Genomic DNA, 16,790 nt, shown 5'->3' with positions numbered 1-16,790 from the left:
CCGAGGGCGGCAGCCCCCGGGCGACGGTCACCTCAGACCAGGTTGACCGATCGAGCCGACGTCGCCCCGATCTCCTCGGCAACCTCCGCCAGCACGCCAGGGGCAACCGTGTCGTCGACGGTCAGGACAGCCAGCGCCTCCCCGCCCGCCACCGACCGGGAGACCTGCATCCCGGCGATGTTGATCCCGGCCTCGCCGAAGATCCGGCCGACCGTGCCGACGACACCGGGACGGTCCGCGTACCGGTACACGACCATGTGGTCGGCGAGCGCGAGGTCGACGTCGTACTCGCCGACCGCGACGATCTTCTGGTGGTTCTTGGGGCCGGCCAGGGTGCCGGAGACCGACACCTCCTCGCCGCTGCCGAGCGTGCCGCGCACGGTGACGACGTTGCGGTGGTCGGCCGACTCCGAGCTGGTGGTCAGCCGTACCTCGACGCCGCGCTCCTGCGCGAACAGCGGGGCGTTGACGTAACTGACGGTCTCGTCGACGACGTCCTCGAACACGCCCTTGAGCGCGGAGAGTTCGAGCACCTTGACGTCGTGCTGGGTGATCTCGCCGTACACCTCGACGTCGAGACGGACCGCGACCTCGCCCGCGAGCGCGGTGAAGATCCGGCCGAGCTTCTCGGCGAGCGGCAGACCCGGCTTGACGTCCTCGGCGATGACCCCGCCCTGGACGTTCACCGCGTCCGGGACCAGCTCACCGGCGAGCGCCAGGCGCACCGAGCGGGCGACGGAGACACCGGCCTTCTCCTGCGCCTCGTCCGTGGAGGCGCCGAGGTGCGGGGTGCAGACGACCTCGTCGAGCTCGAAGAGCGGGGAGTCCGTGCAGGGCTCCTTCGAGTACACGTCGAGGCCGGCGCCGGCGACGCGGCCTTCCTTGAGCGCCGAGTACAGCGCCTCCTCGTCGACGATGCCACCGCGTGCGGCGTTCACGATCCGCACCGACGGCTTGACCTTGTGCAGTGCCTCGTCACCGATGAGACCGACCGTCTCGGGGGTCTTGGGCAGGTGCACGGTGATGAAGTCGGAGACTTCCAGCAGCTCGTCGAGGGTGAGGACCTTCACGCCCATCTGCGCGGCTCGCGCGGGCTGGACGTACGGGTCGTAGGCGACGACCTTCATGCCGAACGCCGACATGCGCTGGGCGACCAGCGCGCCGATACGGCCGAGGCCGACGACACCGAGGGTCTTCTCGGCCAGCTCGACGCCGGTGTACTTCGAGCGCTTCCACTCACCGTTCTTCAGCGCGGAGTTGGCCTGCGGGATGTGGCGCGCGGTGGCCAGCAGCAGACCGCAGGCCAGCTCGGCGGCGGTGACGATGTTCGAGGTCGGAGCGTTGACGACCATCACGCCGGCCTTGGTGGCGGCGGCGACGTCCACGTTGTCCAGGCCGACGCCGGCTCGTGCGACGACCTTCAGTTTGCGGGCGGCGGCGACGGCCTCGGCGTCGACCTTGGTGGCCGAGCGGATCAGGATCGCGTCGACGTCGGCGATGGCGGGGAGCAGTTCGGCTCGGTCCGCTCCGTTGCAGTGCCGGATCTCGAAGTCCGGGCCGAGCGCGTCGACGGTCGCGGGCGACAGCTCTTCGGCGATGAGTACGACAGGTTTCGAGCTCACGTGTGTCCTCACTCAGTCCTATGCGGACGGCCGTCCCGACGGCCGCAGGCGGTGGAGGGTGCTACCGCGTGGAAGACGCACGACGCTGTGGGCCTGACGCGAAGGTAGTACGGCAGTGTAGTGGCGCGGCGAGGGCGTCCTCGCGCCTGTGCGAAAGGATCACCCGCACGTGCGGGGCCCCGGACAGACAGCCGGGCCGTGACACCGGTCGACACCGGCGGCACGGCCCGGCCGGCGGCGTCACGCCTCGTCGTTCACCCAGGACATGAGCTTGCGCAGCTCCTTGCCCGTGGTCTCCAGGAGGCTCTGCTCGTCCTGCGACTTGTACTCGTTGTACTTCTTCAGACCGCCGTGGTACTCGGCCATCCACTCACGCGCGAAGGTGCCGTCCTGGATCTCGGCGAGGACCTTCTTCATCTCGGCCTTGGTGGCGTCCGTGATGATCCGCGGGCCGGTGACGTAGTCGCCCCACTCGGCGGTCTCGGAGACCGACCAGCGCATCTTCTCCAGGCCGCCCTCGTACATGAGGTCGACGATCAGCTTCAGCTCGTGCAGGCACTCGAAGTACGCGATCTCGGGCTGGTAGCCGGCCTCGGTCAGCGTCTCGAAACCGGCCTTGACCAGCGCGGCCGTACCACCGCAGAGGACGGCCTGCTCACCGAACAGGTCGGTCTCGGTCTCCTCGGTGAACGTCGTCTTGATGACGCCGGCGCGGGTGCCGCCGATGCCCTTGGCGTACGACAGCGCCAGCGCGAAGGCGTTGCCGGTCGCGTCCTGCTCGACGGCCGCGATACACGGGACGCCGCGGCCCTCCTCGTACTGGCGGCGCACGAGGTGGCCCGGGCCCTTGGGGGCGACCATGCAGACGTCGATGCCGGCCGGGGGCTTGATGAAGTCGAAGCGGATGTTCAGGCCGTGGCCGAAGAACAGCGCGTCGCCCTCGCTCAGGTTGTCCTTGATGGACTCCTCGTAGACCTGGGCCTGCAGCGGGTCCGGGACGAGGATCATGATGACGTCGGCCTCGGCGGCGGCCTCGGCGGGGGTCACCACGCGCAGGCCCTGCTCCTCGGCCTTCGCCTTCGACTTGGAGCCCTCGTGCAGACCGACGCGGACGTCGACACCCGAGTCGCGGAGCGACAGCGCGTGGGCATGGCCCTGGCTGCCGTAACCGATGACCGCGACCTTGCGGCCCTGGATGATGGACAGGTCGGCGTCGGCGTCGTAGAACAGCTCGGCCACTTTGGGTTCTCTCCTTGAGTGCAGGTGTTGCGTCCCACCGTATGACGGCGGGCGGAAGTGAGGTTCGGGGGTCTCGGTATACGGGCGGCCGGTATCACCCGACCGCCCGCGTCCGCCGACCGTGACGCCGGCTACGCCGACCGGTCGAGGGCCCGCAGCGACCGGTCCGTGATCGAGCGCGCGCCGCGCCCGATCGCGATCGTGCCGGACTGCACCAGTTCCTTGATGCCGTACGGCTCCAGCATCTTGAGCATGGCGGACAGCTTGTCGCTGCTGCCGGTGGCCTCGATGGTCACCGCCTCCGGGGAGACGTCGACCGTCTTGGCGCGGAACAGCTGGACGATCTCGACGATCTGGGAACGCGTCTCGTTGTCGGCGCGCACCTTCACCAGAACGAGTTCACGCTGAACGGCCGAGCCGGGTTCCAGTTCGACGATCTTCAGCACGTTGACGAGCTTGTTGAGCTGCTTGGTGACCTGTTCGAGGGGAAGCGCGTCGACCACGTTCACCACGATGGTGATGCGCGAGATCTCGGGGTGCTCGGTGACACCGACGGCGAGCGAGTCGATGTTGAAGCCGCGCCGGGAGAACAGAGCCGTGATCCGGGCGAGGACACCGGGCTTGTTCTCGACGAGGACGGAGAGGGTGTGCTTGGACATGTCTCTGGGGTCTCTCTCGCTCAGTCGTCTTCGTTGTCGCCGAAGTCGGGGCGGACGTCCCGGGCGGCCAGGATCTCGTCGTTGGAGGTGCCGGCGGCGACCATCGGCCACACCATGGCGTCCTCGTGGACGATGAAGTCGATCACGACGGGGCGGTCGTTGATCGAGTTCGCCTCCTCGATGACCTTGTCGAGGTCGTCCGGGGACTCGCAGCGGATCGCGTAGCAGCCCATCGCCTCGGACAGCTTGACGAAGTCCGGGACGCGGGTGCCCCTGGCCGCCGGATTGACGTCGTCGGGCCCGGAGTGCAGCACCGTGTTGGAGTAGCGCTGGTTGTAGAACAGGGTCTGCCACTGGCGGACCATCCCGAGGGCGCCGTTGTTGATGATGGCGACCTTGATCGGGATGTTGTTGAGCGCGCAGGTGGTGAGTTCCTGGTTGGTCATCTGGAAGCAGCCGTCGCCGTCGATCGCCCAGACCGTACGGTCCGGGGCGCCGGCCTTGGCGCCCATCGCGGCCGGGACCGCGTATCCCATCGTTCCGGCGCCGCCGGAGTTCAGCCAGGTCGCGGGCTTCTCGTACTGGATGTAGTGCGCGGCCCACATCTGGTGCTGGCCGACGCCCGCCGTGAAGATCGTGTCCTCGGGGGCGAGCTGTCCGATGCGCTCGATGACCCGCTGCGGCGAGAGCGAGCCGTTGTCGGGCTGCTCGTAGCCCAGCGGGTAGGTCTCGCGCCAGCGGTTGAGGTCCTTCCACCACGCGGTGTAGTCCCCGGTCTGGCCCTCGCTGTGCTCCTTCTGCACGGCCTGGACCAGGTCGGCGATGACCTCGCGGGCGTCCCCGACGATCGGGACGTCGGCGGCGCGGTTCTTGCCGATCTCCGCCGGGTCGATGTCGGCGTGGACGATCTTGGCGTGCGGGGCGAAGCTGGACAGCTTGCCGGTGACACGGTCGTCGAAGCGGGCTCCGAGGGCGACGATCAGGTCGGCCTTCTGCAGCGCGGTGACGGCGGTGACCGCACCGTGCATGCCCGGCATTCCCACGTGCAGCGGGTGGCTGTCGGGGAATGCGCCGAGCGCCATCAGGGTGGTGGTGACGGGCGCTCCGGTGAGCTCGGCGAGAACCTTGAGCTCGGCGGTGGCGTGTGCCTTGAGGACACCGCCGCCGACATACAGGACGGGCCGCTTGGCGGCGGTGATCAGCTTGGCGGCCTCGCGGATCTGCTTGGCGTGCGGCTTGGTCACCGGGCGGTAGCCGGGCAGGTCGTGCGCCGGCGGCCAGGAGAACGTCGTCTGCGCCTGCAGGATGTCCTTCGGGATGTCCACGAGGACGGGGCCCGGCCGGCCGGTCGAGGCGATGTGGAACGCCTCGGCGATCGCCTTCGGGATGTCCTCCGCCTTGGTGACGAGGAAGCTGTGCTTGGTGATCGGCATGGTGATGCCGACGATGTCCGCCTCCTGGAAGGCGTCCGTGCCGATCGCCTTGGAGACCACCTGGCCGGTGATCGCGACCAGCGGCACGGAGTCCATCATCGCGTCCGCGATCGGTGTGACCAGGTTGGTCGCCCCGGGGCCCGAGGTGGCCATGCACACGCCCACCTTGCCGGTGGCCTGCGCGTAACCGGTGGCCGCGTGACCGGCGCCCTGCTCGTGCCGGACGAGCACGTGCCGCACCCGCGTGGAGTCCATCAGCGGGTCGTAGGCGGGAAGGATCGTGCCGCCGGGAATGCCGAATACCGTCTCGGCCCCGACCTCCTCAAGCGAGCGGATGAGGGACTTCGCACCCGTCATGTGCTCGGGGGCGGACTGCTGTCCTCCGGAACGGGGCCGCGGCTGCGGGTGACTGGCCCCGGTGGCCTGCTCGGTCATCGGCATTCTCTTCTCGATGCTGAGGGTTTTTGCGAGTTTTGTGCGGTCTGCGTTGCTGTCCGACCGGTGCCGGTGCAACAAAAAACCCCTCGTGCCGTGAGGCAAGCGAGGGGAGCGCGCCGGGTGCGGTCGCTGGAAGTTCCGGGTCCGTCCGAAACGTTCACCAGCGTCAGCCGACGCGCTTTCCAAGTACGAGAATTCGGGTGCGCATGAGGTCGACCCTCCCCCCGGCACACACCGACTGTCAAGTGGGTGGGACGGGAGTCTCATTATGTGAACGGAGGGCTGTTCCGCCTCCGAAAACAGCGGGCACACCTGTACTTGTGTACACCCCGGAACCGCCGCCCGCGAACGCGGGCTCGGCCGGACCGTGGGGCACCGGATAGCGGCCGGTGGACAGGGCCCGGCGCAGCCGGTACTCGTCCAGCGGCCCGGAGAAGGCCATTCCCTGGCCGTGTGTGCAGCCCATCGCGCGCAGGGCGACCACCTGCTCCGGCAGATCCACCCCGTCGGCCACGGACGGGAGCCCGAGGTCGGTGGCGATTCTGAGCAGCCCACTGGTGATCTTGCGCAGCCGCACGGACTCCACGACACCCTCGACCAGACCGCGGTCGAGTTTCAGTACGTCGACAGGGAGCCGGCGCAGCGCGGTGATCGGCGCGTAGCCGCTGCCGAAGCCGTCCAGCGCGATCCGTACGCCGAGCAGCCTGAAGGCGTTCAGCCGGCGCTCCAGCTCGTCCAGGGAGACCCGGGGGTCGGTGTCCGTCAGCTCGATCTCCAGGGCGCCCGTGGGGAGCCCGTGGCGGGTCAGCAGGGTCTCGATCGACCCCAGGGGCAGGGAGCGGTCGAGGAGTCGCCGGGCGCTCATCCGGACGGCGACGGGTACGGCGAGGCCGGTCGCGGCGCGTTCGGCGGCCTGTTCGACGGCCTCCTCCAGCATCCAGCGGTCCAGCTCGGCGGTCTTGTCGCTGTCCTCGGTGACGCGCAGGAACTCGGCGGGCGTGAAGAGGACGCCCTGGGAGGAACGCCAGCGCGCCTGGGCGGAGACCGAGGTGATCCGGCCGCTCTCCAGCGCGACCACGGGCTGGTGCAGCAGTGCGAACTCGCCGTCGTGCAGAGCGGCACGCAGCCGCGTGGCCAGCTCCGCCTTCCGTACGACGTCCTGCTGCATCTGGGGCGCGTAGAGCTCGACGCGGCCCTTGCCGGAGGCCTTGGCCCGGTACATCGCCAGGTCCGCGTTGCGCAGCAGCTCGCCCGCGCCGAGGCCGGGTTCGGCGAAGGCGACGCCGATGGAGGCGTTGACCCGGACATCGTTGCCGCCGATGTCGTAGGGCTGCGAGAGGGTGAGCCGCAGCCTGTTGGCCAGTTCCCCTATCTGGCGTTCGCGCGCGGCTCGGTCCCGGGTGCCGTCTCCGACGATCAGGGCGGCGAACTCGTCACCGCCGAGGCGGGAGGCGGTGTCCCCGTAGCGGACCGCGTCGTGGAGCCTGCGGGCGGCCTGGACGAGCAGTTCGTCCCCGGCCTGGTGCCCGATGGTGTCGTTGACGGCCTTGAAGCCGTCGAGGTCGATGAAGAGGACGGCCGTGCCGCGGTCGGTGGAGCGGCGGCCGGACAGGGCCTGCTGCACGCGCTGGGTGAAGAGGGCGCGGTTGGGCAGGTCGGTGAGGGGGTCGTGTTCGGCGTTGTGCTGCAACTGGGCCTGGAGGCGGACCCGTTCGGTGACGTCTCGGCTGTTGAAGATGAGGCCGCCGTGGTGCCGGTTGACGGTGGACTCGACGTTCAGCCAGCCTCCGTCGCCCGACTTGAAGCGGCACTCGATGCGGGTGGTGGGTTCCTCGCCGGGGCTGGCGGCGAGGAAGCGGCGCACTTCGTGCACCACGCAGCCCAGGTCCTCCGGGTGGATGAGATGGGCCAGCTCGGTGCCGACGAGGTCCTCCGCGGACCGTCCGTAGACCCCGGCGGCGGCCGGGCTGACGTACCTGAGGATCCCGCTGGGGGCGGCGATCATGATGACGTCGCTGGAGCCCTGCACCAGGGAGCGGAAGTGGTTCTCCTTCTGGGCCAGTTCCTGGGTGAGGGTGATGTTGTCGAGCAGCATGATGCCCTGGCGCACGACGAGCGCGAGCACGACGCCACCCGCCGTGATGAGCACCACGCGGTCGGGGCTGCGGCCGTTGAGCACGTTGTAGAGGACGCCCAGCGTGCACACGGCGGCGGCCAGATACGGCGTGAGCGCGGCCAGCGAGCCGGTGATGGGCCGGGTGGCCGGATACCGGCTGTGATCGCCTCCCGGTGCGGGCGGTTGCCCCGGCCCGGGTGTGGCCGTCCGGCTCTGACGGGGTACGGGCCGGGGTCCCCCGGGCCCGCCCGGGTGCTGCCGCGCGGGGCGGTGTTCGTGCACCACGCGCGTGTGCCCGTCGGTGCCGCCCGGCCCGCCGGGGCCGGACCGGACCCACGGCGCGTACGCCAGGAGCAGCGAGCCCGCGAACCAGCCCGCGTCGAGCAGCTGGCCCGAGTGGTAGTTGCTGTGCATCAGGGGCGAGGTGAACAGGGCGTCGCAGCCCACGGTCAGGGCGAGCGCGCCGATGGCGGTGTTCGCGGCGGAGCGGTTCACCGTGGAACGCCGGAAGTGCAGCGCGAGCACCATGCTCACGAGGGCGATGTCGAGCAGCGGATAGGCGAGCGACAGCGCGGCGTGCGCGACGCTCGGCCCGTCGAACCTCGCCGCCTGGGCGAGGGCCAGGCTCCACGACAGGGTGAGCAGCGAGCCGCCGATCAGCCAGGCGTCGAGGACCATGCAGACCCAGCCGGCCTTCGTCGCCGGCCGTTTGGCCAGGACCAGGAGTCCCACGATGGCGGGCGGGGCGAAGCACAGGAAGAACAGGTCGGCGAGGCTCGGGCTGGGCACCTCCTGGTCGAGCACGATCTCGTACCAGCCCCAGACGAGGTTGCCCAGGGACGCCATGGCGGACGACAGGGCGAACAGCAGCCAGGCGGGTCGAAAGCGGATACGCCGGCGGGCGTAGAGGAAGCAGGACACGGCCGCGATGGCCGCCGCGGCGCTCAGCCCGAAGTCGCCCATGATGAGAGCGAGTCGCGGAGAGCCCCAGCCGAGCGCGGAACCGACGGCGTATCCCGCGCACACCAGGGCCAGCACGAGCTGCGTGACCAGGCTCGTCCCTTCGCCGGAGACCGGTCGGCGGGCCAGCAGCGCCCCGGGGGAACTCACCGGACGCTCCGGATCCGCGGCGCGCCGGTGTCCCGCGCGTCCCACTGTGCCGGGTGCGTGCCGGCTGCCGGGGGCGCGGTGTGCGCGTGCCTCGGGCGACCGCTGTGCCGGCGGTGCTGATGATGGCTGCCGTGGCCGCGTCTGCACGCGGCCGTGCGCCAGGGTCGCCGTCGGCGGCCCCGCCGCGTCGGATCGTTCGTCCATTGGCCGTGCATCGCCCGTCGCCCCCCTCACAGTCTGAAATGTCCGTCCCCGGCGCCGAACGGTTCGCGGCGCAGCCCCTGTCGGGACGATACACCAGTCTCGTCACTCAGGGACATAGTTCCTCTACTCTCCGTGACGGCCGACGGCGGCAGCGACACACCCCGCATACGGGGGAATGCGGAGGGTGCCCGAACCGGACTACGCGTCGACCGCTCCCGTCGTAAGGATCACGTTGCGCAGCGGCTCCTGGTTCATGAATCGACTCAACTGGGCCACCAGCAGCCTCTCGGCGCGTGGCCGGAACGCGGATGTCGGACCGCCGACATGGGGGCTGATGAGCACGCCGGGCGCCTGCCACAAGGGGTGTCCCGGAGGCAGCGGCTCCGGATCGGTGACGTCGAGGGCGGCCGTGAGGCGCCCCGACTCCAGCTCGGCGAGCAGCGCCGAGGTGTCGACGACGGGCCCGCGGGACACGTTCACGAGCAGCGCTCCGTCCTTCATCCGCGCCAGGAACCCGGCGTCCACCAGCCCTCTTGTCTGATCGGTGAGGGGCGTGGCGAGGATCACGATGTCGGCCTCGGGCAGCAGGGCGGGCAGTTCGGTGAGCGGATGCACCGGTCCGCGCGCCGTGGTGCGCTCAGAGCGCGCGACGCGCGCCACCCGCGTGAGCTCGAAGGGCGCGAGCCGGTCCTCGATCGCGGCACCGATCGCGCCGTAGCCGACGATCAGGGCGCTCTTGTCGGCGAGCGCCGGCCGGAAGCCGCCCAGCCACTCCCCCTTGTCCTGCGCCCGCACGAAGTCGGGGATGCCGCGCAGCGAGGCCAGGATCAGGGCGAGGGTCAGCTCACCGGTGCTCGCCTCGTGCACACCGCGCGCGTTGCACAGTTGTACGCCGGGGCGCAGCTGTCCGAGCCCGGGCTGCACGTTGTCGACGCCGGCGGACAACGTCTGCAGCACCTGGACGCGGGTCATCTCGGGCAGGGGACGTACGCATACCTCCACGGACTTCATGTACGGCACGACGTAGAACGCGCAGTCGGCCGGGTCCCCGGGGTAGTCCTGATCGCCGTTCCAGAACAGGTAGTCGGGACCTTCGGGCAGGCCCTCGATCTCCTTGGGCGGGATGGGGAGCCACACGTCAGCAGTCATGGTCACGAGCGTAGGCGAACCCCTGTGCGTACAGAGGTTAGGTTTGGGGTGCAAGGAGAGAGAGGTTCACGACCACGTGGAGCGCAGGACGATCGGCGCGGCGGCGCTCGAAGTGGGGGCCGTCGGCCTCGGGTGCATGCCGATGAGCTGGGCGTACAGCGCGTCTCGGCGGCGTGGCGAGGAGTCGGTGCGGGCCGTGCACCGGGCCCTGGACGAGGGCGTGACCCTGCTGGACACGGCCGACATGTACGGCCCGTTCACCAACGAGCTGTTGGTGGGACGGGCGTTGCGGGAGCGGCGCGGGGACGCCTTCATATCGACGAAGGTCGGTCTGCTGGTGGGTGACCAGCACATCGTGGCCAACGGCCGCCCGGGGTACGTGAAACGGGCGTGCGACGCCTCGCTGCGGCGCCTCCAGACGGATGTCATCGACCTCTACCACCTGCACCGCGCGGACCCTGAGGTGCCCGTCGAGGAGACGTGGGGCGCGCTGGCGGAGCTGGTACAGGCGGGAAAGGTAAGGGCGTTGGGGCTGTCGGCGATGGGCGCGCCGCCCGGACGCCGGTCGGAGGCACGGCCGCACGACGCGACGATCCGTCAACTGGAGCGGGTGCAGCAGGTGTTCCCGGTCAGCGCGGTGCAGGCCGAGCTGTCGGTGTGGTCGAGGGAGTCGCTGGACGCGCTGCTGCCGTGGTGTGCGGCGCGCGGGATCGGCTTCCTGGCGGCGATGCCTCTGGGCAACGGCTTCCTGACCGGGACGCTGGTGCCGGGCGAGGGTTTCGAGCGAGAGGACATCCGCGCCCGCCATCCCCGTTTCACCGCCGAGATGACGGCCGCGAACCAGCCGATCGTGGCGGGTCTGCGCCGGGTGGCGGCACGGATCGGGCCGGATGTCACACCGGGTCAGGTGGCGCTGGCCTGGGTTCTCGCGCAGGGGCGGCACGTGGTGCCCGTACCGGGGGCGAAACGGGAACAGTGGGTGGCGCAGAACGCCGGGGCGGCGCGGCTGCGGCTGACGCCGACGGACCTGGCGGAGGTGACGGGGCTGCCGAAGGCGCGGGGATCGTGGGACTGATCCCTGAATCAGGGTTCCAGGATCGGGAACTCGTGGAGCGCGAGCGGTGTATGACAAGGAGAACCCGTCGCGTCGAAGGGACCATGATCGTGCAACGTAGAGCTGTGACGGCCGTACTGGCCGCGGCCACGCTTCTGCTCGCGGCCGGCTGCTCCTCCGACGAGGCAGGGGGCGGTGGCTCGGACAGCGCGGCGCCGGAGCGCAGGAGTCCGGGGTCCTCCCCCTCCGCGCGGGCCACCGAGGAGGCCCCACCGGCCAAGGGCTCGGTGAAGGTGGTGCGCACGGTCACCGAGGGCCTGAAGTCCCCGTGGGGTCTGGCCCCGCTGCCGGACGGCGATCTGCTGGTCTCCTCCCGTGACGAGGGCACGATCACGCGGGTGGACACGGAGACCGGCAGGAAGACGGAGCTGGGCGAGGTGCCCGGCGTCTCCGCGGCCGGCGAGGGCGGGCTGCTGGGCCTCGCGCTGTCCCCGTCCTTCGCGTCGGACCACATGGTCTACGCGTACTTCACGACTGAGTCGGACAACCGCGTCGCACGCATGCTGTACGAGGAGGAGAAGCCGGCGGGCGAGCAGTTGGGCGCCCCGAACACGATCTTCCGCGGCATCCCGAAGGGCTATATCCACAACGGCGGCCGGATCGCCTTCGGCCCGGACAGGATGCTGTACGCGGGCACGGGCGAGAGCGGCGACACGGGCCTCGCGCAGGACAAGTCGTCGCTGGGCGGCAAGATCCTGCGCCTGACCCCGGAGGGCGAACCGGCCCCGGGCAACCCCTTCCCCGACTCCCCCGTGTACTCGTACGGGCACCGCAACGTGCAGGGCCTCGCCTGGGACGCGAAGCAGCGTCTGTTCGCCTCGGAGTTCGGCCAGGACACCTGGGACGAGCTGAACCAGATCAAGCCGGGCGACAACTACGGCTGGCCGGAGGCGGAGGGCGACAGCGACGACGGCGCGTTCCACAACCCCGTCGCCACCTGGCACACGGACGACGCGTCTCCGAGCGGCATCGCCTACGCCGAGGGCTCGGTGTGGATGGCGGGGCTCAAGGGCCAACGCCTGTGGCGGGTCCCGCTGAAGGGCACGGAGACCGCGGCCGACCCGCAGGCGTTCCTGAAGGGCGAGTACGGAAGGCTCCGTACGGTCGTGTCGGCGGGCGGCGACAAGCTGTGGCTGGTGACGAGCGAGACGGACGGGCGGGGGTCGCCGGGGGCCGGGGACGACCGGATTCTGGAGCTTCAGGTGGCCTGAGGAGGGTCGGGCTCATCCGGCTCGCCCGGCACCCGCGGATGCTCGTGCGGACGTATGACGACCTTCCCGGACGTGAGGTCTATCGGCCCGTGTCCGGGATCGCCGTCACCGACGTCCTCGCGGGTCAGCTCCAGGCGGTTCTGCTCGTCGCGGGTGTGTTTGCGTCCCGGGGCGAAGAGTTCCTCGAACATGTTGAACACGGGGCCTCCCACGGTCCTGGGTCCCCTGCAGCGTAACTCCAGGCCTCACCCGGCGGTCCGGGCCGGGACCGCCTCCGGCGGGTACAGCCCGAGCCGGTGGGCCACCGCCGCCGCCTCACCGCGCCCGGAGACGCCCAGCTTGGCCAGGATGTTGGAGACGTGGACGCTCGCCGTCTTCGGGGAGATGAAGAGTTCCTCGGCGATCTGCCGGTTGGTGCGGCCGGCGGAGACCAGACGCAGGACGTCCCGTTCACGGCCGGTGAGGCCCAGGGACTCGGCCGGGTCCGCCTCGGGCCCGGGCGGGGTGCCGGGCGGGGTGAGACGGGCGCGCCGGGAGAGGTGGGCGACGGCGTCGGCGAGGGGGCGGGCGCCCAGGTGGTCGGCGACGGTGGCGGACAGCCGGAGCAGTTCGGTCGCCCGGTCCCGGTCGTCGGGCTCGGCGCCGTCCGTCAGCAGTGCCTCGGCGAGGCGGTGGCGGACTCGGGCCAGGTCGTAGGGGCGGTCCAGTGCCTCGAAGGCGGTGACGAGCCGGGACCAGGTGTCGGGGGTGGCCGTGCCGTCGGCGCGCTGGAGTTCGGCGCGGACCCACTGCTCGTGGGCGAGCCAGACGGGGGCGCCGGTGGTGAGTTTCTTGGCGGTGTCGAGGATGCGGGCGAGGGTCTCGGGGCGGCCCGGTGCGGCGGCGGGCAGGGCGCGGGCGTCGGCCTCGGCGGTGGCGGCGGCCAGCAGCAGCGGCCAGCCGTAGCGATGGGTGCCGGGCGGGAAGCCGGTGTCCAGGGCCTGGCTCAGTACGGTGCGGACGTCGGAGAAGCGGCCCTCGGCGGCGGCGACACCGATGGTGACGAGGGCGAGCAGCAGCTCGTGCTGGGGCATGGGGTCGTGGGTGCCGAAGTGCTCGTGGGCGGTGGCCAGTTGGCGCGCGGCCTCGGGCAGGTCGCCGCGGCCCAGGGCGAGCCGGGACAGGCAGATGGCGCCGGCACCCTGCGGTTTGGCACTGTGGCCGCGCCGGAGGGCGTTGATCGCGGCGTCGGCGGCGGTGTCCCAGCGGCCGAGCGAGTACAGCGACTCGGAGAGGTTGCCCCACACCCAGGCCTCGGAGTCCAGCAGCCCGAACCTACGGGTGTAGGCGAGACCCTCCTCCAGGATGGGGACGGAGTCCCGGGAGCGGCCGACCGCTTCGAGTCCGTGGGGGAGGTTGGTGTAGGCGCGTCCGGCGACGAAGAAGATGTTCTCCGCGACCGATCTCTCCTTGACCGCGCGCATCTCCGCGAACCCGGCCTCCGTGTCCCCCGCGTCGACCAGCAGGCCGCCGTGGGTGAGGCGGGCGTGCAGCTCGGTCTCGGCGGCGCCCACCATCCGGGCGTACTCGACCGCCTGTTCGGCGGCGGCGAGGGCCTCGGGGCCGGGGCAGTGCAGCATCGACCAGGCGGCAGCGTTGGCGAGGACCTCGGCATGGACCTCGGAGGGCGGCAGGCCGCGTACGAGTTCCTGCGCGGTGCCCAACTCCTTCCAGCCGTCGCCGCGGGACTGGGCCTGGACCAGGCGGGAGCGCTGGCACCAGAACCAGGCGGCGCGCAGGGGGTCGCCGTCGTCCTCCAGGAGGTGCAGCGCACGCTTGATGATCTTCAGCGCGCGTTCGCGTTCCCCGCACAGCCGGCCCGCGACGGCGGCCTCGGCCATCAGGTCGAGGTAGTGCAGGGGGGTGGTGGCGGGGTCGCAGCCGCAGGGTGGGTACACCTCGGTGTAGTCGACGGGGCGGAGGGTGTCCCGTACGTCTTCCGGGGCCGCGTCCCAGAGCTCCATCGCCCTTTCCAGGAGCCGTAGTTGCTCGGAGTAGGCGTACCGGCGGCGGGCGGTGACCGAGGCGTCCAGGACGGCGGGCAGGGCCTTGGCCGGGTCGTGGGCGTGGTACCAGTAGCTGGCCAGGCGCATGACGCGTTCGTCGGCGGGAACGAGCGTCGGGTCGGCCTCCAGGGCCTCCGCGTAGCGGCGGTTGAGGCGGGAGCGTTCGCCGGGGAGCAGGTCGTCGCCGACGGCCTCGCGGACCAGGGAGTGGCGGAAGCGGTAGCCGTCACCGGCCGTGGTGGCGAGCAGGAGGTTGGCGCCGACGGCCGCGCGCAGTGCCTCGATGAGGTCGTCCTCGGCGAGTCCGGCGACGGCGGCCAGCAGCCGGTACTCGACGGTGGAGCCGCCTTCGGCGACGAACCGGGCGACCCGCTGGGCGCTCTCGGGCAGGCTTTCGACGCGGACGAGGAGGAGGTCGCGCAGGGTGTCCGTGAGCCGGGTGCGGCAGCCCTCGTGGGCGGCGACGGCGAGTTCCTCGACGAAGAAGGCGTTGCCGTCGGAGCGGCCGAAGATCTCGTCGACCTGTGCCGGTTCGGGTTCGGCGGCGAGGATGCCGGCGATCTGGCGGCCCACCTCGGCGCGGTTGAAACGGCTCAGTTCGATCCGGCGGACGGTGCGCAGCCGGTCCAGTTCGGCGAGCAGGGGGCGCAGCGGGTGGCGGCGGTGGACGTCGTCCGCGCGGTAGGTGGCGAGGACGACGAGGCGGCCGGTGCGCAGGGTGCGGAAGAGGTACGCGAGGAGGTGGCGGGTGGAGGCGTCGGCCCAGTGCAGGTCCTCCAGGGCGACGACGACCGTGCGGTCGGCGGCCACGCGTTCCAGGAGGCGGGCGGTGAGCTCGAAGAGGCGTGCCATGCCCTCCTCGTCGTGCCGTCCGGCGCCGGTCTCGCCCAACTCCGGCAGCAGTCGGGCCAGTTCCTCCTCCTGCCCGGCAGCGGCGGCGGCCAACTCCTCGGGCAGGGCACGTCGTAGGGCGCGCAGGGCGGTGGAGAAGGGCGCGAAGGGCAGCCCGTCGGCGCCGATCTCGACGCAGCCGCCGAGGGCGACGACGGCACCCCGGCCGGTGGCCGCGTCGGCGAACTCCTCGACCAGCCGCGTCTTTCCGACTCCGGCCTCCCCGCCGAGCAGCAGCGCCTGCGGCTCACCGGAGGCGGCGCGGGCGAGCGCGTCGTGCAGCACCCCCAACTCATCGGTACGACCGACGAACACCGGACAGACGGACCTGTTCTCCACGGGCCAGAGCATCGCACAGGGCTCTGACATCGCGGGACTGGTTATCGAGCCGATGAACGGAACGAGGGGCGACGTACCGGACGGGCCGGTCACCGAAGCGGCGACCGGCCCGTTGCGGGTCGTCGGGCGGACGGCCGCGGCGTGCGCGGGGAGGAGCGACGCCTTGGGAGAGCCGTCCGCCCGTCCCGCGGTGTTCACGCGGCCCGGGTGAACCAGTGGCGGCGCGTGTCGTCGGGATGCACCTCGCCCTCGGCGGCACGGCCGGCTGCCTCGCGGCGGGCGGCACGGGCGGCGCGGACCGCTTCCCGGGCAAGGCGCTCGTCAGCGGCCTCGCGGCGCAGCTGGGCGGAACGGGTCAGCTGGATTTCGTGCTCGAACATGTGATGCCCCTCGGGACTCTGATCTCCGACGAGATCGGTTGGTCTTCGCTCTCTGCGATGTCTCAACCTTCGTCTCCCAGGGGGGTCCGCCACATCGGGAGAGTTCCGCATCTTCCGAGGGGGTGGGGGCCTTAGGAACAGAGGAAGGGCCTCAGACGGGCCGTAAGGTGCTTACGACCGGCCTAAGGCCCCTCATGAACTGCGGTGATTCCGCCTCCGGGTCAGGTCGCGGAGGGCAGGCCCAGCAGTACGTCGGTGTACTTCAGGACCGCGATGAGCAGCCCGAGGACGCCGAGGGCGACGCCCGCCCAGGAGACCGACCTGATCCAGGCGGCCTGCGGCCTGCCCGGGGTGCCGAACGCGGGCCGGGCGAGGGCCGCGACACCGACGAGCAGCGCGGCGAGGGCGAAGATGCCGCCCCACAGCGCGGTGGTCTGCCAGGCGTCGCCGTAGACCTCCTTGATCTGGGTGGCGACGCTCGCCGACGACGCGGTCCCCAGCTGGCCGACGAGCGTCTCGCGGGCCCCGGCCACCGTGCCCAGCCAGCTGCCGGTGAGCGAGACGAAGCCGAGGACGGCGGACACGACGGCGGCGGCGCCCTGGCCCACGCCGGAGGACTCCGCCCGCTCGGCGGCGATCTCCGCGTCGTCCAGGCCGTCGAGGTCGTCGCCCTCGTACTCGTCGGCGTCGCCCAGGACCTCGACCTCGGTGTCGGCCACGGCCTCGGTGGGCTGCTCGTCCTTGGTGATGTCCACCGTCTCGTTACCGCTCTTCACGTCGTCGCTCTTCGCCTCGGTACCGGTCTCGGCGCCGGTCTCGTCTGCTGTCTTGGTTCCCATG

At 71.2% G+C, this 16,790-nt stretch carries 12 protein-coding genes; 2 read left to right on the top strand and 10 right to left on the bottom strand.

The window, feature by feature from the left end:
• Window positions 1-32: 32 nt before the first annotated feature.
• The 6 genes from serA to PV734_RS25335 all read right to left on the bottom strand — a co-directional run bounded on the left by serA (window position 33) and on the right by PV734_RS25335 (window position 9,970).
• Window positions 33-1,622, bottom strand: coding sequence for a phosphoglycerate dehydrogenase (gene serA / locus PV734_RS25360; protein ID WP_319095042.1), 1,590 nt, complete (start codon window positions 1,620-1,622; stop codon window positions 33-35).
• A gap of 240 nt (window positions 1,623-1,862) precedes the next feature.
• Window positions 1,863-2,861, bottom strand: coding sequence for a ketol-acid reductoisomerase (gene ilvC / locus PV734_RS25355; protein WP_059073170.1), 999 nt, complete (start codon window positions 2,859-2,861; stop codon window positions 1,863-1,865).
• Between the two features lie 131 nt (window positions 2,862-2,992).
• The gene (gene ilvN, locus PV734_RS25350) at window positions 2,993-3,520 is read right to left on the bottom strand and encodes an acetolactate synthase small subunit (RefSeq protein ID WP_319095041.1); all 528 of its coding nucleotides are present in this window, start codon (window positions 3,518-3,520) and stop codon (window positions 2,993-2,995) included.
• 20 nt (window positions 3,521-3,540) lie between these two features.
• A complete protein-coding gene (locus tag PV734_RS25345) occupies window positions 3,541-5,388 on the bottom strand; it encodes an acetolactate synthase large subunit (protein ID WP_319095040.1) in 1,848 nt (615 codons plus the stop codon).
• A 244-nt stretch (window positions 5,389-5,632) separates the two neighbouring features.
• A complete protein-coding gene (locus PV734_RS25340) occupies window positions 5,633-8,617 on the bottom strand; it encodes a putative bifunctional diguanylate cyclase/phosphodiesterase (RefSeq protein WP_319095039.1) in 2,985 nt (994 codons plus the stop codon).
• A 402-nt stretch (window positions 8,618-9,019) separates the two neighbouring features.
• On the bottom strand, window positions 9,020-9,970 hold the full coding sequence (locus tag PV734_RS25335; RefSeq protein ID WP_319095038.1) for a 2-hydroxyacid dehydrogenase: 951 nt from the start codon (window positions 9,968-9,970) through the stop codon (window positions 9,020-9,022).
• 76 nt (window positions 9,971-10,046) lie between these two features.
• Between PV734_RS25335 and PV734_RS25330 the strand changes: the two genes are divergently transcribed.
• Together PV734_RS25330 and PV734_RS25325 are read left to right on the top strand one after the other, a co-directional pair.
• Window positions 10,047-11,045, top strand: coding sequence for an aldo/keto reductase (locus PV734_RS25330; protein ID WP_319292033.1), 999 nt, complete (start codon window positions 10,047-10,049; stop codon window positions 11,043-11,045).
• Window positions 11,046-11,128: 83 nt separating this feature from the next.
• Entirely contained in the window at window positions 11,129-12,295 is a 1,167-nt protein-coding gene (locus PV734_RS25325; RefSeq protein ID WP_319292030.1) for a PQQ-dependent sugar dehydrogenase, read from the top strand.
• Here the strand turns inward: PV734_RS25325 and PV734_RS25320 are convergent.
• The 4 genes from PV734_RS25320 to PV734_RS25305 all read right to left on the bottom strand — a co-directional run bounded on the left by PV734_RS25320 (window position 12,283) and on the right by PV734_RS25305 (window position 16,789).
• Entirely contained in the window at window positions 12,283-12,495 is a 213-nt protein-coding gene (locus PV734_RS25320; RefSeq protein WP_319095035.1) for a DUF6191 domain-containing protein, read from the bottom strand. The genes PV734_RS25325 and PV734_RS25320 overlap by 13 nt on opposite strands.
• Before the next feature lie 45 nt (window positions 12,496-12,540).
• Window positions 12,541-15,582 carry a helix-turn-helix transcriptional regulator gene (locus tag PV734_RS25315; RefSeq protein ID WP_319095235.1) on the bottom strand — a complete coding sequence of 1,014 codons (3,042 nt, stop codon included), beginning with the start codon at window positions 15,580-15,582 and terminating at the stop codon, window positions 12,541-12,543.
• Window positions 15,583-15,764: 182 nt separating this feature from the next.
• Window positions 15,765-15,950 carry a hypothetical protein gene (locus PV734_RS25310; protein ID WP_319095034.1) on the bottom strand — a complete coding sequence of 62 codons (186 nt, stop codon included), beginning with the start codon at window positions 15,948-15,950 and terminating at the stop codon, window positions 15,765-15,767.
• A 221-nt stretch (window positions 15,951-16,171) separates the two neighbouring features.
• Window positions 16,172-16,789, bottom strand: coding sequence for a hypothetical protein (locus PV734_RS25305; protein ID WP_319095033.1), 618 nt, complete (start codon window positions 16,787-16,789; stop codon window positions 16,172-16,174).
• Window position 16,790 lies beyond the last annotated feature (1 nt).

The organism is Streptomyces sp. AK08-02 (assembly GCF_033795085.1).
In the GTDB taxonomy this organism is placed as follows: Bacteria; Actinomycetota; Actinomycetes; order Streptomycetales; family Streptomycetaceae; genus Streptomyces; species Streptomyces echiniscabiei.
The sequence above is the reverse complement of the archived record's forward strand: the minus strand, read 5'-3'. Positions and strand labels throughout refer to the sequence as shown.

What these genes read in the sequence shown, in the direction of transcription:
- ilvN (WP_319095041.1), bottom strand. Translation starts at nt 3,520, where the DNA reads ATGTCCAAGCACACCCTCTCCGTCCTCGTCGAGAACAAGCCCGGTGTC.
- PV734_RS25345 (WP_319095040.1), bottom strand. Translation starts at nt 5,388, where the DNA reads ATGACCGAGCAGGCCACCGGGGCCAGTCACCCGCAGCCGCGGCCCCGT.
- PV734_RS25335 (WP_319095038.1), bottom strand. Translation starts at nt 9,970, where the DNA reads ATGACTGCTGACGTGTGGCTCCCCATCCCGCCCAAGGAGATCGAGGGC.
- PV734_RS25325 (WP_319292030.1), top strand. Translation starts at nt 11,129, where the DNA reads ATGATCGTGCAACGTAGAGCTGTGACGGCCGTACTGGCCGCGGCCACG.
- PV734_RS25315 (WP_319095235.1), bottom strand. Translation starts at nt 15,582, where the DNA reads ATGCTCTGGCCCGTGGAGAACAGGTCCGTCTGTCCGGTGTTCGTCGGT.
- PV734_RS25310 (WP_319095034.1), bottom strand. Translation starts at nt 15,950, where the DNA reads ATGTTCGAGCACGAAATCCAGCTGACCCGTTCCGCCCAGCTGCGCCGC.
- PV734_RS25305 (WP_319095033.1), bottom strand. Translation starts at nt 16,789, where the DNA reads ATGGGAACCAAGACAGCAGACGAGACCGGCGCCGAGACCGGTACCGAG.